This window comes from Pseudomonas sp. CFBP13528, assembly GCF_005233615.1.
GTDB lineage: Bacteria > Pseudomonadota > Gammaproteobacteria > Pseudomonadales > Pseudomonadaceae > Aquipseudomonas > Aquipseudomonas fluorescens_AM.
On record NZ_QGAJ01000002.1, the window covers coordinates 22,702 to 45,622 of the forward strand.

Sequence of the window (22,921 nt, forward strand, 5' to 3'; positions counted from 1 at the left end):
CGCAAGACTTTAGCGCAGCAGAGAGGGGGATGGTCCGGATTGATTGGTTTTTTCCGGTCGGGCCCGCCGGGCTGGGTTTGCGTAATGCTGGAACCAAACCGAGGAAAATACTCACTCGGTAACTGGTATTTATCTATTTCTGGAGCCTGCTATGCACAGAAGAGTAGATGGTCTGCCCCACGCACAACATGACGTCATCGAGCATGCTCATGTCGATAATGCACATTCCCGCCCGGCCACAGAGCCTGCCCAGCCGTTACCCTCCTACCAATCGTTGAATCCCGCTTCAATGCTGTTCGATATCCGCCTCAAAGGTGGGCGGCTGGAACCTGATACAACCCTGGTGGGACGTGATATCGCCCGCCATCTCAATGCGCCGAACAAGCATTATGTCGCTGATGGCGCCTCGGTCGCCGGCACGTTGCGTTTCAAGGATGAGCGAGATTACCTGTTTCATATTCAGCCCACGCCTGCTGTTGCGGCGGTATTCAGAAGCAGCCTGCCCGAGACTGATGGCGGTGAAGGTCGCGTATCGCCGGGCCCCGGTCGGGGACACTTGGGAAGCGTAAGCGGTGTACAGACGACCGCCGAGGGCAAGCAATTTCGTCTGGATCAGGGACGCCTGTATCGCTTCGAACCCCTTGCCCTGTCCTGGTTGCCCGACGCCGACAACCGCACCTACAGCCGTATCGGGCTGACCCGTGAAGGGCAACTGTTGAAGACCCCTCCGCAGGCGCTGGACAGCAGTGCGCAGGGGCGGACCTCGGCGGTGTTGCGCCAGGCTCAGGGCGCATCGGTCGTGCAGATTAAAGGTGCCGACGTGGCGGATGCACGCCCGGTCGATGAACGCGGCGCGCCTGTGCAACTTACGCGAGTCGGCTTGTCTGGCGGCACGCTGTATGGCGCCACGGCTGACGGTGAACTGCTGCGCGCGGACACGCGGCTGGCGCGGGACGGCACGCTGCCGATGGTTGCGCAATCGCTGGTACCGCTGGAGCAGGCGCTGAAGGGCGCAGTGCGTGTCGAGGGGTTCTTCCATGATGACGCCGGGCAGCTCAATGCCCAGGTTCGTGATGCCCGGCAGCAATTGCACAGCGTGCCGTTGGATAGGGCTGGCGCACTGCGCCCTGAGTGGAACGTCAGCGACGTGCTGGTCAAGGGCATCGAGAAAGGCCTGCCGTTGCCCAGCCTCCAGGCATTGACGACAGCCGTCGATCTTGGGCTGCGGGGCAAGGTTGCGTTTGATTCCGGCACATTGCTGAGCTGGGATGCGTCGGCGCAACGTTGGGACACAAGCGCACAACAGGGCGTGACACATCTGGAACGAGGGCTGGATGGACGCGCCTATGCGCTCCAAGCAGGGCAACTCAAAGCGGTGAATGTAACAAAGGTGCGTGACCCGGTCTTTGAGGGGGCCAGTCATGAATTGAGCGCACTGCCCAAGCCTCGTCCCCAGGTGTCACTTGAGGAGGTACTTGCGGGCGATATCCAGCGTCCTGTCACTGGCTTTGCCGTAGCCGACGGCCGCAACTTTGTAACCGTCGATAAAGACCATCAGCTCCAGGCCTGTGTGGACGGAGTGGTCGGTCCGTTACGGCTTTCACCGGCGCTCGCAATCAAAACACTGGCGCTGGATCATGAAGCCAATCTTTATGCACACACTCAGGTGGGCGAATTGTTCAAGCTCGATCGCCGCGCCTGGCAAGGCAGCGAGGATGCCGCGCCCCGCTGGAGCAAGGTTGAACTGCCGCAGGGCCAGTCTTTGGAGTCCCTGCGGATGGGGGCTGACCGGCACTTGATTGGCGGTTGGGACAAGCAGTTCCATCGACTGGATAACGCGGCCCCAAGCGCAATGGCGTGGGGGCCGGTGCGACCGGCGGTGCAGGAGGCTTCATTGGCCGATACGTTAGCGGCCGGCCAGATGCGCACGCCTGTGTCAGGGGGCGCGCTGACGGCCAGCAGCAATGTGCTTGGGCAAACACGCGAAGGGATGCCCATCAAGCGCAATTTTCTCCAGGGGATCAAATCGCACTTCCATCCTTTGCAAGCGCTGGGTGAGAAAGGCCAGTCCATTGGGCATCACATCAATGGTCGCCGGGGATTGGAGAGCGTATACGTTGACGATAAGCGCCTTCACCAACAGCTCGAGTCGCTCTCAAGGAGCAAGCCGGTTGGCGCTGACCTGAGTACTCGCCTTGCGGCCATGAGCGAGCCCGGGCCGCGACAGGCACTGGCCGAGCAGCTCAGCCAGGCGTTGGCCAAGGTCGAAGAAAGCAGCCAGTCGTGCGCCCGCCTGATCGGCGACCTGCATGGGCTGACAGTTGATGCACAGCCCAAGCTCAGCCGAACGGTGGTGAGCGCCGAGTCGACACTGCACCAGTTGTATGAAGCATTCAAGCGGGTCGAACCTTCAGCGCAGAAGACCACGGCAGCGCTGCTGGCCAACTTCGAAGGGCAAGGCTTGAGGTTGCCCGAGTGGAAACCGGAGCGCAAACGAGATTCCAGTCATCCTTCGGCGCTCGTCGAAGGCGATCTGATTCACCATGCCGGCACGCTTAAGCAATTGGCTGGGATGGTTGAAGAACTGAGCAGTACGTCCGGCCATAGCCCAAGCGCCTTGAAAAGAATCGAGGCGTCGCTGGAGGCAGTGATGAAAGGCTTTGAAGAGGGCCCTGTGCACACGCTGTCCAGCCAGCAGATTGTCAGCTACGACCAGGCGGAATCCCTGTATGACAACTTCAAACTGCTGGCCAAGGATCTTGGCACTCCAGGGTCCGCCTTGCATTGGCATCTTTCGGGGCTGCTGGGATTGCCCGCCGATGCGTCCATTACGGATGTGATGACACGGCAAGTGCAGCAGATGGACACGGGTCATGCCCTGAACACCAGCCGAACCCAAGGGGTGAGCGTCGCAGCGCTGGTGACCGGCATAAAGCCGGTGGCGCCAGTGGAGTTTTTTCTGGGCGGTTCCAGGTCTCATACCCATGGTGTGAACATCAGTCGTACCGACACCGGTGCGCGGGTTGAGATCAGCACCGAGGGCACATATCGGTTGGCTGGATCCGTGGGCTCGGGTGTGACCTTGGGTAAAGGCGGCGCTGCGCTGGGGCCGGGCCTGAGGGTCGCGGGCGAGTTGACGGCTGCCGTTGCGCATAACAAGGGGGCTACCCTTGGTTTTAATGTAAAAGAGGCCGACTTTGGCAAGATGATGTCGATTCTGATGGGGCAGTCTGGCGGTTTCCACGACTTGTTGGCATTGGGAGAAAAACACGCGACGGGCACAAGCTCGAAACTCAGTGGTGATGTCAATCTGGATGCGCTCGCGCAACTGCGTTTGATGTATAGCCCGCAAGAGAATATTACCGAATTGGACTCAGTGCTTCGCGCCGGTATTGGAGGGGTGGGTAGTCTGAATCTTATGCATTTGGACAAGAGCCGAAGTACCACGCATTCAACGACGGGCACCAGCCGAGGCGAGGGACGCAGCGCTCAATTATTGAGGCACGGCGCAGTAGGCGCCAACTTCGCGCCTGTCAACGCGCTGGCGATCGCCGGCCGTGATGCCAGCAACGGGCCGGCAGCCATAGCTTTTGCTTTGCCGGAACTGTCGGTCATGGTGAAGTTCGATCGCACACAATCGAAGGCCTTCAATTTTTCGTTCAAGCCGCCGGCCCCCGTCACTCAGTCTCAGGTTGACGATATTCGAGACAGCCTGTCGCGGTACTCACCGCAATGGAGCCGGGATTTAGCCACCATCGCCGCGTCGAGCGCGCAAGGTTCTGCCGATGAACAACTGATCACGCTACAGCAGTTTCTGGCGACTCACCCACCGTTGGCGACCAAGCTGGATGACTATGAAGCTATCAGTCAGTCGCTGGGTAAAGTGTTGATTCAACAGGACCTGATGAAAGCTGGCTTACGTCAGTTGGCCTCGGTCGAGTCATCAGTCACACCTGTTGGGGTGCGCGATGATGAGCAGCATGGCTGGCTGGACGATGTCGCACCGGGCAACAAGGCAGCTATCGTGCAATGGCTCAGGGATGACCCGCAATTGGCCCATATCATCAAACAACTGCAGCAGGGTGAAGGCACCTCTGTGACGCTCGGCATGGAACTCAAACCGCAGGTTCTGCGCATGATCGAGCATCGTCACCTGGCGGGCGAAAGCACCGAGCCGTTGATCAAGCGAGCGCTGAAAGATCCCAACAACCTGCGTGTGAAAAGCATGGGCATGAACTATACCGCGACCCAGACCCATGGCATGTCGTTGCCGTTCCCGACCAATATCAGCTTCTCCAGCAGCGCCTCGCTCAGTCATACGCAAAAGCATGTCAACGTCGACTTCGAATACGGAGCGAATGCGGACAAACCGTTGCGCATGAACCTGAACAATACGTTGAGCCCCCTGCCACGCCACGACCTGACCGTTGACTTGGCGGACCAGCGTATCAGAACACCCAATGCGATGGCCTGAAAGGTAGCCGCAGGGATGACTGGGCAACCGACATGAATAAGCGGCTTACCTGAGGGCAAGCCGCTGTGTTTTACAGATAAATCACACCCTGCATATACAGCGCGGCCTTACCGGAGATGATCACCCGGTCACCGCGCAGCTCGCAGCGCAATTGACCTTTGCGCGTGCCGCCTTGCTCGGCGGTCAATTGCGATTTGCCCAGGCGCTCGGCCCAGAACGGTGCCAGCGACGTATGCGCGGAGCCCGTGACCGGGTCTTCATTGACCCCCACGTTCGGGCCGAACCAGCGCGAAACAAAGTCAAAGCGCGTGCTCTTGGCGGTGACGGCAATCCCGCGTTTAGGCAGGCCCTTGAGCCTTGCGAAATCCGGCGTGAGTGCGGCCACTTGTGCTTCATCTTCCACCAGCACGATATAGTCATCGGTGCCGAACACCTCGGCGTTTTCGATCCCCAATGCACTTAGCATTCCGCTTGGCGGCTCGCAGCGCTCCGGTTGCCTGGCCGGGAAGTCCATGGCCAGTTCGTCGCCGTTGCGCGTCACCCGCAGCTCGCCGCTGCGCGTGGCGAAGCGCAACACGCGCGGCGCGTCCGGCAACTTGTGAATCAGCACCCACGCCGCTGCCAGCGTGGCGTGGCCACACAGGTCCACTTCGACTTCCGGGGTAAACCAGCGCAGTTCATAAAGGTCGCCACGGGGCACGAAGAACGCAGTTTCCGACAGATTGTTTTCGGCGGCGATGTGTTGCAGTTGCTCGTCCGTCAGCCACTCGGTGAGCGGGCATACCGCCGCAGGATTGCCGCCAAAGGCGTGCTGGCTGAAGGCGTCGACTTGGTAGATGTCCAGTTGCATCGGGAGCGCTCCGTGGTGGGGGAGGCTGGACACTAACAGCGGCTCCCGGGGGCGTCAAAATACAGATGGGTAGTATTTTTGAGCGTGAGCACCTTGGCGACACTTTCCTGCGCGCATAAAAAAACGGCCTACCTTTCGGTAAGCCGTTTTTAGTACTTGGTGGCTACACAGGGACTTGAACCCCGGACCCCAGCATTATGAATGCTATGCTCTAACCAACTGAGCTATGTAGCCAAGTGGCGCGCATTATTCGCGTAGAACGGGAATGCGTCAAGGGCTTTTGTTAAGTTTTTTTCTACGCTTTCAACCGTTTAACGAAAAACAGGCCAAATGGCGACGAGTGGTGGGATCACAGCGGGGGCTCTTCAGGCTGCGATCTTTTGCCGCCGCGTACGTAAAGCTGCGGTCGAGTTGGGCAGATATCCTTTTCGCCCAACGCTTTTTTGTAGCGGGGACTTACGGCTGCAACGGGTTGTGAGTCACGCGTTTAAGCTGTTCGCGCGCCCGCGACAAGCGTGACCGTACCGTGCCGATGGGAATGTCCAGCGCATCGGCGGTGTCCTGATAGCTGCCATCTGTTTCGAGCGAAGCGTATAGCGTTTTGCGCATTTCCGCCGGCAGATGGTCGATGGCGTTCAGGGTTTTCTCCAGGCGTCGGTTGACTTCAAATTCCCAATCCAGGCTGTTGTGTTCCTCCTGGCCATGCCACAACGATTCGTCGAACTCGCAATGCACGGGTTTGGCATACATGCGCCTGAAGTGGTTGCGGATCAAATTCTGAGCTATCCCGCACATCCAGGTGCTGAGCGTGGCCTGGCCGCTGAAACGCTCTCTGTTGCGCCAGGCTTCAAGGTAGGTCAGTTGCAGCAGGTCGTCCGCATCTTCGGGGTTGAGCACGCGTTTATGAATGAAGCGTCGCAGTTTCTTTTGCTGGTCGTCCGTCAGTTGAACCATGAACTGAGGCGAACTGCCGACGAGGTGAGCGAGATCACCAATAGGTATTTTCATGTTGTTTTTCCTCCGGGAAGGCTCGATCGAAATGGTTTCGATAGGAACCCCTTTTGCACTGGCTGTGCCAAATGGGAAAAACACATAACTTATTGATTTGTATGAATATATATTCTTGGTTTAATGATTTTTGTGCCGTAACCTGCAAAAGGTTCGATGTGGATGTGCAAGTATTTTCATGCCCATCACCTTGAAACGTTTTGATGGAACTGGACCGCAGCGGCTTGCCACATAGGGACACAAACTTCCCATTCTGGCCCGCCCATGAAAGTCGAATCCTTCAACGATGTGCAGCAGATCCAACCCTCGGAAAAGCCCAGTGTCAGCACTGTCGAAGCGCCAAGCCGTTCGCTGGCCTTGGATGACATTGCGCAGATTTTCGCCGAAGAAGTGGCACTTAATGCGCAAGCCCTGGGCCGGCGAGCCATTGGCGCGAAAGTTTCGCCTGTGGCGGAGTTCGTGCAGTTGTATGAACAACTGGGCCACCCTGGCCAAACCACGCTGGAAACCGTTGTTCGTCGGCTTCGGTTTGAGTTGCTGCGCAAGCCCACTGTCGAAAAATTGGTAAACCTCGCCGGCAGTGACCCCGCTCGCGCCTTCGTGGTGCTTCAGCTGATCGCCAGCGAAGCGAAAACTAATGGGTTGAGGGTAGAGGAGGACTCAGCACGCAGCGCGCTGAGAGAGCTCAAGCGTGATTTCGGCGGCCCGATCCAGGCAGGTCTGAATATTGCCTTGGCGTTGAAGGAAGCCAGCGCTGACCCGCAGGAGCGTCAGGACGTGCGTGCGCTTTATTACGCCTCTGTGGTCGTGCGCCAATCCTTGGCGTTGATGCTGCAAACGCTCTTGAAAATGTACGGCCCGACGGAGTTTTCCAGGGGCGTCGGCCTGATGACTCAGGCGCTGAACGGTGATATCGCAGCCCACACACAGTCTGTGCCCACGGAAAAATTGCGTCTCTTGCTCAAAGGGTTGGGGGAGTGTCGCGAGTTGCGCTCAGTGCTGGGCAACTGCGAGGCGTTGATCCAGCGCCTCAACGTTGAACACGATGCGGTGGGTCTGTTGCAGCGTTTTCTGGGTTACGCCAGTACCGGCATCGATTCGGCTGAGGTGCAAAGGCTGGCCAGTGAGTTTGGCGGCACGCTGCTTGCCGCCCGACTGCGTTCGCTCAACGAATTGTCCAGGGAGATAAAGGCCTTGCCCTTGGCCTGGTGGCTTGATGCTCAATCCCAGGCCAGCGCCGTGAAAGCGTTCAAGGACGTGATGCTTGAGTGGGCCCGCGAAGAACGCGGCCACCTGACATTCCCCGACGAGACGAGGACGTTCGGGTGACACTGCTGTCATCGATCAATGGCGTGCTGCTCAAGGTGGCACGGCGTGCCGAAGTACTCGGCGCGGTGGTGGTCATGGCCATCGTGTTTATCTTCATTGTGCCGCTGCCCACCTGGCTGGTGGACATCCTGATCGCGTTGAATATCTGTATTTCCTGCCTGTTGATCGTACTGGCGCTCTACCTGCCAGGGCCGTTGGCGTTCTCGTCGTTTCCATCGATCCTGCTGCTGACCACCATGTTTCGCCTGGCGTTATCGATCGCCACCACGCGCTTGATCCTGCTGGAGCAGGACGCCGGTGACATTGTGGAAGCGTTCGGTAATTTCGTGGTGGGTGGCAATCTGGCGGTGGGCCTGGTGATCTTCATGATCCTGACCATCGTCAACTTTCTGGTGATCACCAAGGGGTCGGAGCGGGTCGCTGAAGTGGCCGCCCGTTTCAGCCTGGATGCGATGCCGGGCAAGCAGATGTCGATCGACAGTGACCTGCGCGCGGGGCTGATCGACGGTGCACAGGCGCGGGACAAACGTGAGCAGCTATCGCGCGAAAGCCAGTTGTTCGGGGCCATGGACGGGGCCATGAAGTTCGTCAAGGGCGACGCCATTGCCGGTTTGATCATCGTGGTCATCAACCTGCTCGGAGGCTTCTCGACCGGCATGTTCCAGCACGGCATGAGCGCAGGCGAGTCGATGGCGCTGTATTCGGTACTGACCATCGGTGACGGCCTGATCGCGCAGATTCCCGCGCTGCTGATCTCCCTGACGGCCGGCATGATCATCACCCGAGTGGCGCCGGACGGGCGCAAGGGCGTCAGCAATATAGGCGCCGAAATTGCGCGGCAAATGACCAGCGAGCCCAAGAGCTGGATGATCGCGTCGGTGGGCATGCTGGCCTTTGCCACGCTTCCCGGCATGCCCACCGTGGTGTTCATTCTGATTTCGATGATGACCGGTACCCTGGGTTATTACCTCATGCGTCAACGCCAGCGCGAGGAGACGCCACAGCCTTCGGACGAGAAGGCGGTCCGCCCGGAAGAGAATGGTAATGAAGACCTGCGCGGCTTCGACCCGTCACGGCCGTATCTGCTGCAGTTCAATCCAAAGCTGTACAGCACCCCCGAGGTCATCGACATCGTTCAAAAGATTCGTCAGGCCCGAAACGCACTGGTCGCCAATATCGGTTTGACGCTGCCGCCGTTCGAAGCCGAATTCAGTGAGTCGCTGGCCGTCGATGAGATGCGCTTTTGCGTGCACGAGGTGCCTGTCGTGACGGCGACCCTCAGCGACCGGGTAGCGGTCGAGTACGCTTCCCTGGCGCAACCTCCGGACAGAGGGGAAAGAGGGCTGCTTGAGCGGGACGAAGCAGACTGGCTGTGGCTCAGCCCTGATGATCCGTTGCTCGACGATCCGCAGGTTGAGCGTTTCAGTGCCCAAAGCCTGGTCATCGAACGCATGAAGCGGGCGATGCTGCTTAGCGGGCCGCGGTTTCTTGGCATCCAGGAAAGCAAATCGATCCTCAGCTGGCTTGAACACAACCAGCCGGAACTGGTGCAGGAACTGCAACGCATCATGCCGCTTTCACGTTTTTCGTCAGTCCTGCAGCGCCTGGCGGCCGAGGGCGTGCCATTGCGTGCCGTCCGGTTGATCGTCGAATCGCTGATCGAGTACGGCCAGCATGAGCGCGAACCGGATGCCCTGGCCGATTACGCCCGTATCGCGCTCAAGTCTCAGATCTTTCACCAGTACAGCGAAGCCGACGGCCTGCACGCGTGGCTGCTGTCGCCGCAAACCGAGAACATCCTGCGCGAAGCCTTGCGCCAGACCCAGAGCGGCGTGTTTTTCGCCCTCGATAACGACAGCAGTGCTGCCCTGGTTGGCCTGCTCAACCAGGCGTTCGCGCTACGACCCAAAACCAAGAGTGTGCTGCTGGTGGCTCAGGACCTGCGCAGTCCCTTGCGCGCTCTGTTGCTGGATGAGTTCAACCATGTACCGGTGATGTCGTTCGCCGAGCTGGGGAGCAATTCCAAGGTAAAGGTCCTGGGCCGATTCGACCTGGGTCAGGACGAACTGCTTCGCGGGGCTGTGGCATGAGCCTCTTATTCATACGCCAGCCCAGGGTGGCCCCATGATGTTCGAGCTGCGAGTGCTGGACGGCTTGCATCAGGGCGCCGCGCTGCCGTTATTTGGCGAGCAGTGGAGCCTGGGTGCCAACCCGGACGCTGATTTGCTGTTGAATGATCCCGAGGTCGTCGAGCATCACGCACGTTTGCGCTTGGCCGATGATCGATGGTCAGTGCAGGCCGAGGCTGGACTGCTTAAAGACAGCGATGGGCAAGTGTTGGCGCAGATCGGCGAGCTTGCGCTGAACACGGTCTTTTTGATTGGCTCCGTTCGCCTGTGTGTCAGCCCGGCTGATCAGCCCTGGCCGCAGGCGCCCGTGGCTGTACCGCCGTCTTCTGAGCCTGAGGGGCAGGCCCCGCTTGCGTTGAAACTGTCGTCCATTTCATCGTCCCAGCAAAAGCGTTTGCTCAGCCTGGCACTTGCGTTTGCCGTGCTCATGGCGGCGGTCGGCATTATTTTCAGTGGAGAGCGCAATGCTCAGGCATCGCTGATGCCGGCGGTGATTCAAAAGCCTGAGCTGGCCTCGCCGTTCGAGGTGCGCCAGCAATTGTTGAAGATGCTCAACGAGCGGGAGCTGGGCCTGCGGGTCAGCTTGCAGGTCATCAATGGCCAGATTTCCCTCAGTGGTGATGTTTCGCAGGAGGACGTTGATGTGGTTGCACGCATGCTGGATCGGTTTGGCAAAGAGTTCGATACCGCTGTGCCGGTGATCAGTCGCGTGCGGGTACGTGACGGCGTACTGCCGTTCAAGATCGTACAGATCATCGGCGGACCGAACGGTCACGTGGTTCTGGAGGAAGGCACCCGACTGTTCGTGGGCGATGAAGTCAATGGGCTGCGCGTGGTGCTGATCGACAACAGCAAAGTGGTATTCGACGGTGCGCAACGGTATGAGGTGCGCTGGTGACCGGCACATTGCAAGAGCGCCTCGAGGCGTGGCAACGCAGTCAATCGGCGGCGTTGAATGGCTTTTCGCCCGTCACGATGCGCGGTCGCATACAGCGCGTCAACGGCATGCTGATGCAATGCCGGCTACCCCATGCACGTATCGGCGATCTGTGCCAGGTTGAAAAACAACCTGGCGATTACATGCTTGCCGAAATCATCGGTTTCGATCAGCAGGACGCGGTGCTCAGCGCCTTGGGCAATCTGGAAGGCGTGAGCGTAGGTGCCGGCGTGGAGCGCCTTGGTGTGCCGCACAGGGTACGAGTGGGTCATGACCTGCTTGGCCAGGTGCTGGACGGTTTCGGCCGGCCGATTGCCGGCGACGGACCCAGCGCGTTTGCCGAGGCGGATACGCCTGATGCAACCCCGGTGCTGTGCGAGGCGCCGTTGCCCACGGAACGGCCGCGTATCAACCGCGCGTTGGCCACGGGCGTGCGTTCGATTGATGGCCTGATGACGCTGGGGGAAGGCCAGCGCGTCGGGCTGTTTGCAGGGGCAGGTTGTGGCAAGACGACGTTGTTGGCCGAAATCGCCCGTAACGTGGATTGCGATGTGATCGTGTTCGGTTTGATCGGCGAACGGGGTCGTGAACTACGCGAGTTCCTTGACCATGAACTGGATGATCAATTGCGTGCCAAGGCAGTGCTGGTGTGCTCCACCTCCGACCGTTCCAGTATGGAGCGCGCCCGCGCAGCCTTTACCGCGACGGCATTGGCCGAGGGTTTTCGACGCAAGGGGCAGCGAGTGCTGCTGCTGATCGACTCCCTGACGCGGTTTGCGCGAGCCCAGCGCGAAATCGGCCTGGCCGCGGGCGAACCTTTGGGGCGAGGAGGTCTGCCGCCTTCGGTGTACAGCCTGTTGCCGCGCCTTGTAGAGCGGGCCGGGTTGACGCGTGAGGGGGTAATCACGGCCATCTACACAGTGCTCATCGAGCAGGACTCGATGAATGATCCGGTGGCCGATGAAGTTCGCTCGCTGCTGGATGGTCATATCGTGCTGTCACGCAAGCTGGCCGAGCGTGGCCATTATCCAGCGGTCGACGTACTCGCCAGCCTGTCGCGGATTCTCACCAACGTCGCCGAGCCTGCGCATATCAAGGCCGGTACCGCATTGCGGCGGCTGTTGTCGGCCTACCAGCAGATCGAGCTGATGCTCAAGCTGGGCGAGTACCAGGCGGGCAATGACGCCCTGACCGACATGGCGGTGGACAGCCGTCAGGCAGTAGACAGTTTCCTGCGCCAGGACCTGCGCGAACCTTCGTCCCTCACCACGACTATGGATCAACTGACGGAGCTGACCGCCTATGTCCCATTCTGAAATGCTGCCGGGTGAAATCGAAACGCTGCGCCGTTTGCGTCGGTACCGGGCAGACCGTGCCGAGCGTGAGCTGCGCGAAGCCAAACGATCACAGCAAGCGCTGGTTGCGCACATTCAGCAAGCGCAAGACACGCTTGAGAAAACCCGCGAAGAAGAGGCCCTGCAATCTGCACAACTGTTGAGTGAGCATCAGGGGCAGGTTGTGAGCTTTCAGGCGCTGAAGTCCTGGGGCCGCAAAGAGCAAACCTTGTCCGCCGGCACCCGGCGTGAAGAAGGCCAACTGCAACAGCTGCAAGGGCAGCGCGAACAGCGTGAAGTGGAAGTGGGTATCGCACAGAAGCACGTCACCCTGTGCCTGCGCCAGGTGGAAAAGCTGCAGGAACTGGCCAATTTACTCACGCAGGAACCGATATGAACCCGATCTCAGCCAACCCCCCTGAACGCCAGCGTCGACGCGACCCCCGTGAGGAACGGGTTCACGAGGTAGACGCCTTGGTGCCTTGGGAACAACGGCAGCTCTTTACCCAATTGTTCGGTGATGACGATCGGGAGTCGGACCGTAGCGCGTCACAGGCCGAAATAAAGATATCGGGTGATCTCGCCATGGTCCAGGCGTTGACGGAGCAATTGCTGCCTCGTCTGCAAAGCGTTTCAACCTTGCCGCTGTCGGTGGCCATGTACTTGCCCCGTCTGGGGCGGATCAACGCCAGTATTCGTCGAAAAAAGGCTGGATGGGATATCGAGCTGGAGGCGGAGCAGATGACAACTGCAAGTTGGCTCCATGACGTACGGCAGCAGTGTGAACGCAGGCTCGCCGCAAGCCTGGCGTTACCGGTGCAGCTGTACGTGGCAAATTCGGCACCGGCATGATGTTGCCACCTCTGGTCTTGCGCACGGTGAGGGCTGATGCAGTGGCGGCCCGGCGCCGATTGGGACGCGGATTGCGTATGCCGTTCCAGGTTGCCGAGCAACGGGGCGAGTTACGCCTCGAGCCCGGCACTGAGCCAGCTGGCGCTCAGCCGTTGTGCGTCGAAACCACCTGTGGGGTAGTAGCGTTCAGTGAGCCGGGGCCGCAATTGAGCTTGATGGGCGAATGCCCGGTGACATTGGCCCAGGCTGGCAACGATCCGAATTCCTGGTTCTGGGAATTACTTCAGCACTATCTGAGCCCGCAGATACGTGACCTGTTCGGTTATGTGCGGTTGCTGGATGCCGGTCGCCCCGAGGGCTTCGGCTGTCGGCTCAGCGTGTCCCTGGGCGCTTCGCGGGCCACGGGCTATGTGTGGCTGAGCGCTGAAAGCTTCCTCGCGTTGTGCGAAGCCGCCCCATGGCGTTCTATCGCTGCACCGCTGCCGGCGCGGCTCCAACTGGCGATTGCCGTAACTCTGGGACGCGTGCGCCTGACAATTGCACAGGTACGCAGCCTGCGCGCCGGTGATGTGTTGGTCCCTGAACTGACCCTGTTCCAGGCGCAGGGCAGCGGGTATATCCAGGTTGGCAGGCATCGGCTGCGGGGCACTATTGACGATGAAAACGGGACCATGTGCCTGACCCTTTCTTCTATCGAGGACACGTCTGTGGACGAGAATTTTGCAGCGCACCCGTACTCCGAGGATGCGCAGGATGAACCCGTGGTGGATATCTTTGGCCACGAGCCATTCGATGAGTTGAGCATGGCGCTGAATGTTCGCTGCGGCACACTGAATCTCACGCTGGGTGAGTTGCGCAATCTGGGCCCTGGCTCCGTGCTGGGTATTACCGGTTACGCGCCTGGCCTGGCGGGCCTGTATTACGGCGATCGACCGATTGGGCAGGGCCAGTTGGTGGAGGTCGACGGCCGTCTGGGGTTGCAGTTGTCCCGCGTGCTCTTCGGCCGATGATACTTCAGGGGCTGGACCCCCTCGTTCTCGCGCTGTTTCTCGCCACGCTGACGCTGATGCCGATGCTGTTGATTATCTGCACATCGTTTCTGAAGATCGTGATTGTGCTGATGATCACCCGTAACGCCATCGGCGTGCAGCAGGTGCCACCCAGTATGGCGATCAACGGCATCGCATTGGCCGCGTCGCTATTTATCATGGCGCCGGTGGGCTACCAGATCGCCGAAAGTCTGAAGATTTCTCCACTGGACACGAGCAATGTGCAGACGGTGCTGCAGACAGGCGCAGAGGCCATCAAGCCGTTGCGTGCATTCATGCTGCGCAATCTCGACCCCGACGTACTCACTCACCTGTTGGAAAACACGCAACGCCTTTGGCCCGCGCAAATGGCCCAGGAGGTCCGGCGTGAAGACCTGATCCTGCTGATTCCTGCCTATGTCTTGTCGCAACTGCAGGCGGGCTTCGAAATCGGTTTTCTGATCTACATCCCCTTTATCGTGATCGATCTGATTGTCTCCAACCTCTTATTGGCGCTGGGTATGCAGATGGTTTCACCCATGACCATTTCCCTGCCGCTCAAATTGCTGCTGTTTGTGATGGTGTCCGGCTGGTCGCGGCTGCTCGACAGTTTGTTCCTTTCCTATCTCTGAGCTGACTATGGAACCGATCGTATTGTTCAAGCAGGGCATGCTGCTGGTGGTGGTCTTGACGGCGCCGCCGCTGATCGTGGCTGTGGTGGTGGGGGTGCTGACCTCGTTGGTGCAGGCGCTGATGCAGGTACAGGACCAGACGTTGCCGTTTGGTATCAAGCTGGTAGCGGTGGGTGTCACGTTGATCATGACCGGGCGCTGGATTGGCGTGGAGTTGATTCAACTGATCAACCTGACGTTCGACATGATTGGCCGCTCGGCCCTCCAGTGAGGTTGCGCCTGTGCTGCTGTATCTTGAGTTTCTGCCGAGTCTGATCATCGCCATGGCGCGTATTTATCCCTGTGCTTTTCTGGTAGCGGCATTCAGTTTTCAACATATTCGAGGCATGCCCCGGCATACGATCGTGATGGTCATGGCGTTGATCCCCGCGCCAGGCATCCATGCCGCGTTGGAGGGCCTGGATTATTCGGGGCTCATGCTTGCAGGCCTGGCGCTCAAAGAGCTGGCCCTTGGGGTGTTGCTGGGCGTATTGCTGTCTATGCCGTTCTGGATGTTCGAGTCGGTGGGAGCGCTGCTGGATAACCAGCGAGGCGCATTGGCCGGAGGCCAGCTCAACCCATCCCTGGGGCCGGACGCGACGCCTGTCGGGCACCTGCTCAAGCATTTGGCGATTTTTCTGTTGATGGTTACGCTGGGGCTGGGTGCATTGACCCAGGTGATCTGGGACAGCTATCTGATCTGGCCGCCAACGGTGTGGTTCCCGCTGCCGTCGCCTAATGGGTTCAGCGTGTTTATCGCCCTGCTCGGGGATACGTTCACGCATATGCTGCTCTACGCCGCACCCTTCATCGCCGTGCTGCTGTTGCTGGAGTTCGGCATCGCGCTGCTGGGGGTCTACAGTCAGCAATTGCAGGTGAGTACGCTGGCTCCGCCGCTCAAGAGCCTGGCGGGGATTGGCATCCTTTTGCTGTATTTTGCGTTGCTGCAGGATTTGATTGTCGGGCGCATGAACTTGCTGGGTGATCTCAAGCATTCCCTCGGACTGCTGTTCAAGGTAGGGATGCCATGAGTGACTCGGGGGAGAAAAAACACCCCGCCTCGGCCAAAAAACTGCGTGATCAGCGCAAGAAAGGCCAGGTTTCCCAAAGCCAGGATGTGAGCAAGTTACTGGTGCTGACCGCCATCAGCGAAATCGCACTGTATACCGCGCAAACCAGCTTGCAACGGTTTGAGCAAATGATGGTGTTGCCGATTTCACGCATCAATCAGCCTTTTGTGCGAGCGCTGGAGGAGGTGTTGTTCGACGGGCTGGTGGTTTTTTTATCCTTCGCGCTGTTGATGGTCGGGGTTGCGATTGCCACTAAACTGATCAGCAGTTGGATGCAAATCGGGTTCCTGTTCGCCCCGGACGCGCTCAAGCTCGATTTCAATCGGATCAACCCCATGAGCCAACTCAAGCAGATGTTCTCCGCGCAGTCGGTGATGAACCTGTTGATGAGCGTGGCCAAAGCGTTTCTCCTGGGACTGATTGTGTATCTGGTGGTCTGGCCTTCTCTGGATGCTCTGATTAATCTGGCGAACAGCGATCTGCAAAGTTACCTGCTGGCGCTGATTGCGCTGTTCCGCCATCTGCTGCACGCCTGTCTCGGATTACTGCTGGTGTTGGCACTGACCGACCTGACAATGCAAAAGTACTTCTTTGCCAAGCGCATGCGCATGACCCAGGTCGAGGTCACCAAGGAATACAAAGATATGGAGGGCGACCCCCATGTCAAAGGCCAACGCCGCTCGCTGGCCTATCAATTGGCCCAGGAAGAACCCAAGGTCAAATTGCCCAAGCTGGAAGAGTCGGACATGTTGGTCGTCAACCCGACCCACTTTGCCGTCGCCCTGTATTACCGTCGCGGCAAGACGCCGTTGCCGCAGTTGGTGGACAAGGGCACGGATGCGCAGGCGCGTAGACTCATCGACCGTGCCAAGGCCGCTGACGTGCCGGTCATCCAGTGCGTCTGGCTGGCCCGCACACTTTACGAGAAAAGACTCGGGGCGCCGATTCCTCGCGAGACGCTGCAGGCCGTGGCGTTGATCTACCGTACCTTGCGTGAGCTGGATGATGAAGCCAAACGTGAGACCCTCACTTTGCCGGAGCTCGAGCAGCGCTGATCAGCGTGTAACCGACAGGTCCAGAGCGTGCAGGTTGGCCAGAGACAGCATTCGGCTGAGGATTGTGTCCAGCACCTGGGGCTGGGCGGGCAGGGCGTGCCAGATAACCAGTGCGCCCTGTTTGTCCAGATAGATGTAACAGCCGTCAAACGCCAGCGCCTGTTCAAAACGACGCTCCAATACGCGTTCCAACTGGCCCGATTGCAGGGCCTTGTTCTCGATGTGTAACGCCACCCCCTTGCGCGCGCCGGCATCGCACGAACGCAATGTGATTCCCGCGCACAGTTGCTGGTGAGCGGTGCGGCCGCTCACCAGGTCGTCGAGGAGTATCTGGCGCTTCAGGTGACCGTCTGCCAACCCCTTCACGCTTATCGTTCCAGAGAGATCGTTTGATAGTCCGAGCGTTCGCCGGCGGGCCCGGGTTCGACGCGCATCTGGGGTGGCCACCAGACCACCATCTTGTCCTTGGTCGATTGCGGGCGTGAGCAGGAATCGCCTTTGCAAGTCGGCGTGCAACCAGTGGCAAGCAATACGATGCCCAGCACTGTGACGTACAACAGTTTGTAGTTCATGGTGAGGTCGTCCGGGTTGGGGTGAGCAGGGAAGGGCGTGGCTCGCTCAGATGTTCATCTTTGATGACCGGGCGCATGGCGATGAACACTTCAGCTTCTTCGCCAGGCTTGAGCCAGGCGCGCGGCCAGACGGTGACCGCCAGCGTCTGCGAATTGCTGCATTCCTTTTCGTCGATGCGAACATTGCGCTTGAACTGATTGCGCAGCACCACCACCGCCACGTTGTATTGCGGCCCTGCGTACCACTGGCTGCGTTCCGTATTCAATGCCAGCAAGTCGCGGGTACTGCACAGAGTATTCAGTCCCAGGGGCATCGGCTCGGCCTTGAACGCTTTGGGCACTTCGCCACTGACCAGGTGCGCCAGGGTGCTGGTGATGTCGCTGCGGTTAATCACCGGCTGGTGGGGAGCGTAGCGTCGGGCCAAGGGTTTTAGCGCGGCCTGCAACTCGACTTGATCGTCCTGGGGCAAATAGCGCGAAGGATCAGACTGATCGCCGATTACACGCGGGGTCAGAATGAACAGCCGCTCACGCCGGTTGTTCTGTCGTTCGGTCGAAGAGAACAGCGCCTTGCCCAGCAACGGTATGTTTCCCAGCACAGGGATTTTGTTTTGTTTGTCGGTGCTTTCAGTGACGTGGAACCCACCCACCACCAGCGAGCGCTTCTCTGCCATCACCGCCTGGGTGCTGACCTTGCCTCGGCGTACATCCGGGCCGATACGTTCGGGGTTGGACTCGTCAAAGTTACCGTCTTCGATGTCTATCGCCAGGTGGATCTGATGGCTGCCTCGACTGGTGATCACTCGGGGAACCACTTGAAAGCTGGTGCCCACGGTGATGGGCAGGATCGTCGCGTTTTCGGTGCCGGCAGTCAGGTATTGAGTGCGGTTGAAGTCGATGATTGCCGGCTGGTTTTCCAGGGGCAGCACCGAAGGGTTGGACACCATGGTGGCCAGCCCGCGGGATTCCAGCGCCCGTATATCGGCGTAGAAGCGGTCACGGCTTCCGATCGATAATTGCGATGCGGTACCGGGGGCCATGTTGACGCCGCCTCGGAAGCGGCTGTTCTGAAAGCCCCATTTGATACCGAACTCATTCAACTGTGTACGCTCGATATCGAGAATGATCGCGTCGATTTCCACCAGCTTGCGCGCGACATCGAGTTGGCTGATCAACTCGTGATACATCGCTTGTCGCTCCGGCAAGTCATAAATCAGAACGGCGTTGTTGCGTACGTCAGCCTCAACGCGGATCCGGCTGCTGCTCAATGGCGCCCGAGGTGTAATCGACATGCCGGAATCCGGTGGCGTAGGTGGGGTGAGCATTTGCCCCAGCAGCGGGTTACTCAGACGCGGGAAACTCGGTGTCACAGGTGCGGGCTGGGACTGGGACGCGGAACGTTGGGCCAGGCCGGAAAGCGTTGAGGTAGAGCGCGGATCCAACAGCCCACGCAGCATGGTCGCGACGCCTGGAATGATGATTTTTTCGCTGCGGTACTCTATCTGGCGGTCTGCGGCATTGGCGAATTTCAGCGGGAACGTCAGCACACTCTGTTTTTCATCCGCAGAGCGACGCTGGCTGCTGAATTGCTTGATCTGCTCGATGTAGCTTTTGGGACCGGAAACCAGAACGATACCGTCTTCCGGTAACTCACCCCAGCCGAAACGACTGTCGAGCAGTCCGATATCCGTCAGCGCCTGCTTGAGGTCGGAAACGGTTTCGGACGAGACCTCCAGGCGGGCGGATTCCTGTTGGTCCATCGTGCTGATGAACAGGGTGTTGTTGTACATGTACCACTGGAAGCGGTGTTCGACGCCAAGCCTGTCCAGCAGCGACTGCGGTGTATTCGCACGGATCTTGCCATTGACGTCGCCTTCCAGCAGACCCTCGATCTGAAGCCGCGTGCCAAAGGTCTGGGCGAAGTCTTCGAGCACTTCGCGCAACGGTTTATGTTCGGCTTCATAGGCGTAGGCGGTGTTTTTCCACTCAGGTGGAATCGCGCCTAGCGAGTTTTCCACTGGGACCAGCAGGCAGCAAAGTAGGAGCGTGCTGTGCCATGAGGCTCTTATGGTTGGTGCACCAGGCAAATCCTGGCGCGAGCTGTGGCGCTTGTGGTTCTTGTTATACATGGCGAGTCTCTGGTTAATACGGCCGTGAACGTAGCGAGGTGGGTCTGGGAGGCTGGGCTGGGAGGGCCAGGCGCGTGAACGTGGCACGCCATATGTCGCGTTGGTTGAGCAAGGTTTCAAGACAAGCGAGTACGTGTGCCTGCGCCATTCCATCGCGCAGGATTTGAATGAGCCAAAGTTCGCCACTGTCCGCTTTTCGAATCAACGCGCCCTGGAAAATATTCAAGCTGGCGGCGCCCAGGCGCAGCCAACTTAATAACGTTGGGTGATCTGAGGGTATCGACGTCAGCTGGGCCGCAATCAAAATGAAGGTGTCCTGGCGGTTCAGCGTGATTTCGTCGTCACCCTCCACTAACGTAAGTTGTGGTTCGTGACGGTTTAACCAATCATGGATAAGAGCGTCCATTCTATTGAAAGCTTTCGATAGCTGTTTTCAGAGACTGGTGCTCGATCCGGAGGTTCTCAGTAAAGAGCGCGTTGGTCACGGTCATCTGCTTTGTCAGGCTGTAAAATAGCTCGGCATCTTGCTCACCTTGCATGTCTTCAATAGGGAATGAGTCATAACTTTTATAGGCGGAGTCGGCATTTCTTAATGCTTGGTGAGAGAGGCTCTTAGGTGTGCTCATACTTATTCCCCTTGTGGCCGTTATTCGGCGTGTGAGTCCTTTGGAAGCATGGCTTCGTCGCGTTCAAGAAAAGAGGTGAGCATGGAGTTCCAGCTGATACGGAAGTCTCCCTCATCTGTTTTCAAGACCAGTGTTTTCGGCGGTATTTTCTCGTCAGCCTGAACTTTCCAAACAGTAAATTTCTGATAAGCAAAGCGTTGTTTTATCTCATTCATATCATGAGGGTGGCAGAGCAGAGTAGCGCTGACCTCCGGTACTTGGATCGCTAGCAATTGTTTAAGAAGGGCGGTCAGCCTGGCCGGTGCCGCCGTTTCATCAAGCAGACGACGAATAGCCTCGTTGGTAATTGCACTGGCATATTGTTCGAGCTTATCGCACATGGACTGTCGGTCACGCTCCCATCGCTTAAGTTGGGTATCCGCGAATTGCCAGATTTCAAGCGACGCCCTCTCGCGTAGCGCTTCGCATTCTTTTTTGGTCTGGCTCAACAGTTGCTCAGCCTGTCCATTGGCGTTCTTCAAAAGCAACTCGGCCTGCTTCCAGTTGGCAAGCTCTTCCCTGGGAATAACGCTGCGGGGGAGCCCGGGCATGTCTTTAAATAGATCAATAGCATATCGGCATAACATGACTGATTTCCTTACCTGTTCAAGCCAGAAGCTGTCGGTTCACCTGGCAATGACGTGACGCGCCAGACCACCGCTTGCCAGAGCGTATCCAATCGGCTGCTCGCGTTCTCAAGGTATAGATGTCTCTTTTCAACTTCACTCGTGCGCTCACGGGAGAAGCGCAATCTGATGCGCTGCCAGATGGCGGGTTCGAGCCAGCTATGAAGTAGTCGCAACGGATCGTCTTCGGGCGACAGCATGGCGGGAGGCAGTGCCTTGGAAAGACGTAGGCACCACAGTTGATGACTGTCATTCAAATGCGCAGCCGCCTCAGGGTTAAAGGTGTCGTGAACCAGCGTCAAGGCAAGGTCAAGTTGTTCATTTGAGGAGAGGGCTATACGCAGCACGGTGGGTTGGGGAGCCGGGGGTAAACTGGCTGCCACACCCATAAGGTTGACCGGCACCCGACGTCCGCGCTGATAAAGCGTTTCAATCTTAGAGTTCTGGCCTTTCCAGTCTTCATGGGCATACTTCCAGGGAAATGCCCACCATTGAACCCAGGCCAAATGGTCACTCATTGAACAGTCGGTACTAAACGTCATGAGCCGTGCCGCTCAATTCATTGGCTGCAGTTGGTTCAGGCGCGAAGCGCTGACGTCGACGGTATAAAAACAGCGTAATACCAATAACGGCGATCACACCGAGGAGTAAAATTGTCATGCTGTTTCGCCATAAACCAAGATCCTCATCGGGCACTAGGAAAGGGCCAAAATACACCAGGCGTTGTTGCTCCTGATAAGCGGCAGCGGGGACGAATATCACGGTGAGTTTTTGTGGATTGTCGATGGCTGTGGCCATGCCCGGGATGCTACTCGCGACCATCCGCCGAACGCGCGCGCTGACGTTATCGGGATCCAGGCGCGGATCATGTTTTATGAACACCGAAGCAGAGGCGGGTTGGACCGGCTCTCCGGGTGCAATGCGTTCCGGCAATACCACATGTACTCGGGCAACAATGACACCGTCAATATTGGATAACGTGGCCTCAAGTTCTTGCGACAACGCATAGATGTAGCGCGCTCGCTCTTCCAAGGGGGTAGAAATAACGCCTTCTTTACGAAACGTATCACCCAGCGTGGTTCTGGCGACTCTGGGCAGACCGGCCGCCTCCAACGTGCGCACCGCGCGTCCGATGTCGCGGGTGTTTATCGTTACGGTAACGCCATCTTTAGCCGGGACCTTTTGTGCGCGAATATGCTTGTCTGCCAATTCAGCGATGACCTCGTTAGCCTCTTGTTCAGAGAGTTGACGATGAAGTTCAACACGTTCGCTGCAGCCGCCCAGCATAAGTGCGACAATCAAGAGCATTGCAATAGACAGGAAATTCTTCATGGTCACTATTGCAAGTTAGATATTTTTTCAATGCCTTGAGTTGTCTTGGCAAGGCACTTTACCAACAGTTGGGACGTCAATTGAATATTGGATAACACGCTTGGGAATTTCCTGAATTTTTCGATGTCCAGCTCTTTGTTGGCTGACCTCAATAAAGTTGTCATGCGTTTTTTCGCATCCCTCAACGGGGCGACAGCCTCCGCGATTGCGGGAGAGGGATAAGTTCCGCCGGTGAACGCGCTCGCCGTGGAGGCGGGCTCTAGCAATGAGGTAAAGAAACAGGCATCCCCATTGCACGTCGGCGTGGCTTGTGTGGAGTTGGCGGAGTCGAGATCTGTGTGTTTTTCGGAGGGCACGCGGGAGGTTATTTGCATGGGATACTCATTGAGTTAACGGTTGTAGATCATATTTGGAAGGGATCAGCACAACTACCCGTTGAGTCGAGTTGGTTACCTCTCGGGCCGATAGGCCGGAGAGGTAAGTAGCTCTTATTGGAAACCTTTCGCAGCCTGGTTGATACCAGATATCAATTTGGCTTCGAGTTGCTTCTTGGTAGTGTAGTCGTTGATTTTTTCCCCTTTGTCGTAGTTGTCTTCCGCCTCGCCCGCGCCGCCCGCGCCGCCTGCACCAGAGGAACCAGCGGATTTGCTGTTGTAATAAGGATTCACAGAAGGGTAGTTTCCAATTGAGTTCATAGGACTGCTCCAACTACTGGTTATTAAAAATAGACTGCCATTGTGAAGTTGAAAGGTTGTTCAGGTTTCCTTACAAATTGACCTTGGCATTGAATATGTGGCTTGTAAGTGCCGGGCGTTCCATAGGACATGGAATTACAGGTTTCTAAATATTTCTATGGCGGC

Annotated in this window: 24 protein-coding genes and 1 tRNA gene; 12 read left to right on the forward strand and 13 right to left on the reverse strand. The window is 58.2% G+C overall.

Annotation, left to right across the window (positions count from 1 at the left end; translation table 11 throughout):
• The first annotated feature begins 289 nt into the window (after positions 1-289).
• Positions 290-4,474 carry an AvrE-family type 3 secretion system effector gene (locus PspCFBP13528_RS03560; protein WP_241669063.1) on the forward strand — a complete coding sequence of 1,395 codons (4,185 nt, stop codon included), beginning with the start codon at positions 290-292 and terminating at the stop codon, positions 4,472-4,474.
• 70 nt (positions 4,475-4,544) lie between these two features.
• Here PspCFBP13528_RS03560 and PspCFBP13528_RS03565 read toward each other — a convergent pair whose 3' ends face one another.
• From PspCFBP13528_RS03565 to PspCFBP13528_RS03575, 3 genes are all read right to left on the reverse strand, one after another.
• Positions 4,545-5,324 carry a PhzF family phenazine biosynthesis protein gene (locus PspCFBP13528_RS03565; RefSeq protein ID WP_101218163.1) on the reverse strand — a complete coding sequence of 260 codons (780 nt, stop codon included), beginning with the start codon at positions 5,322-5,324 and terminating at the stop codon, positions 4,545-4,547.
• A gap of 157 nt (positions 5,325-5,481) precedes the next feature.
• Positions 5,482-5,558: transfer RNA gene (locus tag PspCFBP13528_RS03570), tRNA-Met, on the reverse strand.
• Between the two features lie 222 nt (positions 5,559-5,780).
• Complete coding sequence (locus tag PspCFBP13528_RS03575) at positions 5,781-6,332, reverse strand: RNA polymerase sigma factor (protein WP_065950580.1); 552 nt, start codon at positions 6,330-6,332, stop codon at positions 5,781-5,783.
• A 264-nt stretch (positions 6,333-6,596) separates the two neighbouring features.
• On the opposite strand from PspCFBP13528_RS03575, the gene sctW reads away from it, so the two are divergent.
• Genes sctW through sctU form a run of 11 tightly spaced genes read left to right on the forward strand, consistent with a single transcriptional unit; the run spans position 6,597 to position 16,737 of the window.
• Complete coding sequence (gene sctW, locus PspCFBP13528_RS03580) at positions 6,597-7,661, forward strand: type III secretion system gatekeeper subunit SctW (protein ID WP_137199653.1); 1,065 nt, start codon at positions 6,597-6,599, stop codon at positions 7,659-7,661.
• Positions 7,658-9,751: a type III secretion system export apparatus subunit SctV gene (sctV, locus tag PspCFBP13528_RS03585; RefSeq protein ID WP_101218165.1), complete on the forward strand. Its 2,094-nt coding sequence runs from the start codon at positions 7,658-7,660 to the stop codon at positions 9,749-9,751. Before sctW ends, sctV begins: the two co-directional genes overlap by 4 nt.
• Before the next feature lie 37 nt (positions 9,752-9,788).
• A complete protein-coding gene (locus PspCFBP13528_RS03590; protein WP_178084417.1) occupies positions 9,789-10,688 on the forward strand; it encodes an FHA domain-containing protein in 900 nt (299 codons plus the stop codon).
• Complete coding sequence (locus PspCFBP13528_RS03595; RefSeq protein ID WP_065950584.1) at positions 10,685-12,043, forward strand: FliI/YscN family ATPase; 1,359 nt, start codon at positions 10,685-10,687, stop codon at positions 12,041-12,043. Before PspCFBP13528_RS03590 ends, PspCFBP13528_RS03595 begins: the two co-directional genes overlap by 4 nt.
• Positions 12,030-12,458, forward strand: coding sequence for a YscO family type III secretion system apparatus protein (locus PspCFBP13528_RS03600; protein ID WP_065950585.1), 429 nt, complete (start codon positions 12,030-12,032; stop codon positions 12,456-12,458). The genes PspCFBP13528_RS03595 and PspCFBP13528_RS03600 overlap by 14 nt, the downstream gene beginning before the upstream one ends.
• Positions 12,455-12,913 (forward strand): type III secretion system HrpP C-terminal domain-containing protein, encoded by a 459-nt coding sequence (locus PspCFBP13528_RS03605; protein WP_101218167.1) that lies wholly within the window; start codon positions 12,455-12,457, stop codon positions 12,911-12,913. The genes PspCFBP13528_RS03600 and PspCFBP13528_RS03605 overlap by 4 nt, the downstream gene beginning before the upstream one ends.
• Positions 12,910-13,923: a FliM/FliN family flagellar motor switch protein gene (locus PspCFBP13528_RS03610; RefSeq protein WP_065950587.1), complete on the forward strand. Its 1,014-nt coding sequence runs from the start codon at positions 12,910-12,912 to the stop codon at positions 13,921-13,923. Before PspCFBP13528_RS03605 ends, PspCFBP13528_RS03610 begins: the two co-directional genes overlap by 4 nt.
• Positions 13,920-14,573, forward strand: a complete 654-nt coding sequence (gene sctR, locus PspCFBP13528_RS03615) for a type III secretion system export apparatus subunit SctR (protein ID WP_065950588.1) — start codon at positions 13,920-13,922, stop codon at positions 14,571-14,573. Before PspCFBP13528_RS03610 ends, sctR begins: the two co-directional genes overlap by 4 nt.
• Positions 14,574-14,580: 7 nt before the next feature.
• Entirely contained in the window at positions 14,581-14,844 is a 264-nt protein-coding gene (gene sctS, locus PspCFBP13528_RS03620) for a type III secretion system export apparatus subunit SctS (protein WP_057725901.1), read from the forward strand.
• A gap of 10 nt (positions 14,845-14,854) precedes the next feature.
• On the forward strand, positions 14,855-15,643 hold the full coding sequence (gene sctT / locus PspCFBP13528_RS03625; protein ID WP_065950589.1) for a type III secretion system export apparatus subunit SctT: 789 nt from the start codon (positions 14,855-14,857) through the stop codon (positions 15,641-15,643).
• The gene (sctU, locus tag PspCFBP13528_RS03630; protein ID WP_065950590.1) at positions 15,640-16,737 is read left to right on the forward strand and encodes a type III secretion system export apparatus subunit SctU; all 1,098 of its coding nucleotides are present in this window, start codon (positions 15,640-15,642) and stop codon (positions 16,735-16,737) included. Before sctT ends, sctU begins: the two co-directional genes overlap by 4 nt.
• Here sctU and PspCFBP13528_RS03635 read toward each other — a convergent pair whose 3' ends face one another.
• The 10 genes from PspCFBP13528_RS03635 to PspCFBP13528_RS03680 form a co-directional block, all read right to left on the reverse strand.
• A complete protein-coding gene (locus PspCFBP13528_RS03635; protein ID WP_241669066.1) occupies positions 16,738-17,109 on the reverse strand; it encodes a transcriptional regulator in 372 nt (123 codons plus the stop codon).
• A complete protein-coding gene (gene hrpT, locus PspCFBP13528_RS03640) occupies positions 17,106-17,309 on the reverse strand; it encodes an HrpT family type III secretion system protein (RefSeq protein WP_137199654.1) in 204 nt (67 codons plus the stop codon). The genes PspCFBP13528_RS03635 and hrpT overlap by 4 nt, the downstream gene beginning before the upstream one ends.
• Complete coding sequence (gene sctC / locus PspCFBP13528_RS03645) at positions 17,306-19,438, reverse strand: type III secretion system outer membrane ring subunit SctC (protein ID WP_137199655.1); 2,133 nt, start codon at positions 19,436-19,438, stop codon at positions 17,306-17,308. Before sctC ends, hrpT begins: the two co-directional genes overlap by 4 nt.
• Positions 19,439-19,451: 13 nt before the next feature.
• A complete protein-coding gene (locus PspCFBP13528_RS03650) occupies positions 19,452-19,844 on the reverse strand; it encodes a type III secretion protein (RefSeq protein ID WP_137199656.1) in 393 nt (130 codons plus the stop codon).
• 1 nt (position 19,845) lies between these two features.
• Positions 19,846-20,064: a type III secretion protein gene (locus tag PspCFBP13528_RS03655; RefSeq protein WP_137199657.1), complete on the reverse strand. Its 219-nt coding sequence runs from the start codon at positions 20,062-20,064 to the stop codon at positions 19,846-19,848.
• Between the two features lie 20 nt (positions 20,065-20,084).
• Positions 20,085-20,690 (reverse strand): type III secretion system stator protein SctL, encoded by a 606-nt coding sequence (sctL, locus tag PspCFBP13528_RS03660; RefSeq protein ID WP_137199658.1) that lies wholly within the window; start codon positions 20,688-20,690, stop codon positions 20,085-20,087.
• A gap of 11 nt (positions 20,691-20,701) precedes the next feature.
• Positions 20,702-21,247, reverse strand: coding sequence for a type III secretion protein (locus tag PspCFBP13528_RS03665; RefSeq protein WP_137199659.1), 546 nt, complete (start codon positions 21,245-21,247; stop codon positions 20,702-20,704).
• 13 nt (positions 21,248-21,260) lie between these two features.
• The gene (gene sctJ / locus PspCFBP13528_RS03670; RefSeq protein ID WP_137199660.1) at positions 21,261-22,061 is read right to left on the reverse strand and encodes a type III secretion inner membrane ring lipoprotein SctJ; all 801 of its coding nucleotides are present in this window, start codon (positions 22,059-22,061) and stop codon (positions 21,261-21,263) included.
• Positions 22,062-22,066: 5 nt separating this feature from the next.
• On the reverse strand, positions 22,067-22,435 hold the full coding sequence (locus PspCFBP13528_RS03675; RefSeq protein WP_137199661.1) for a type III secretion apparatus protein RspB: 369 nt from the start codon (positions 22,433-22,435) through the stop codon (positions 22,067-22,069).
• 114 nt (positions 22,436-22,549) lie between these two features.
• The gene (locus tag PspCFBP13528_RS03680) at positions 22,550-22,756 is read right to left on the reverse strand and encodes a hypothetical protein (protein WP_137199662.1); all 207 of its coding nucleotides are present in this window, start codon (positions 22,754-22,756) and stop codon (positions 22,550-22,552) included.
• Between the last annotated feature and the right edge of the window lie 165 nt (positions 22,757-22,921).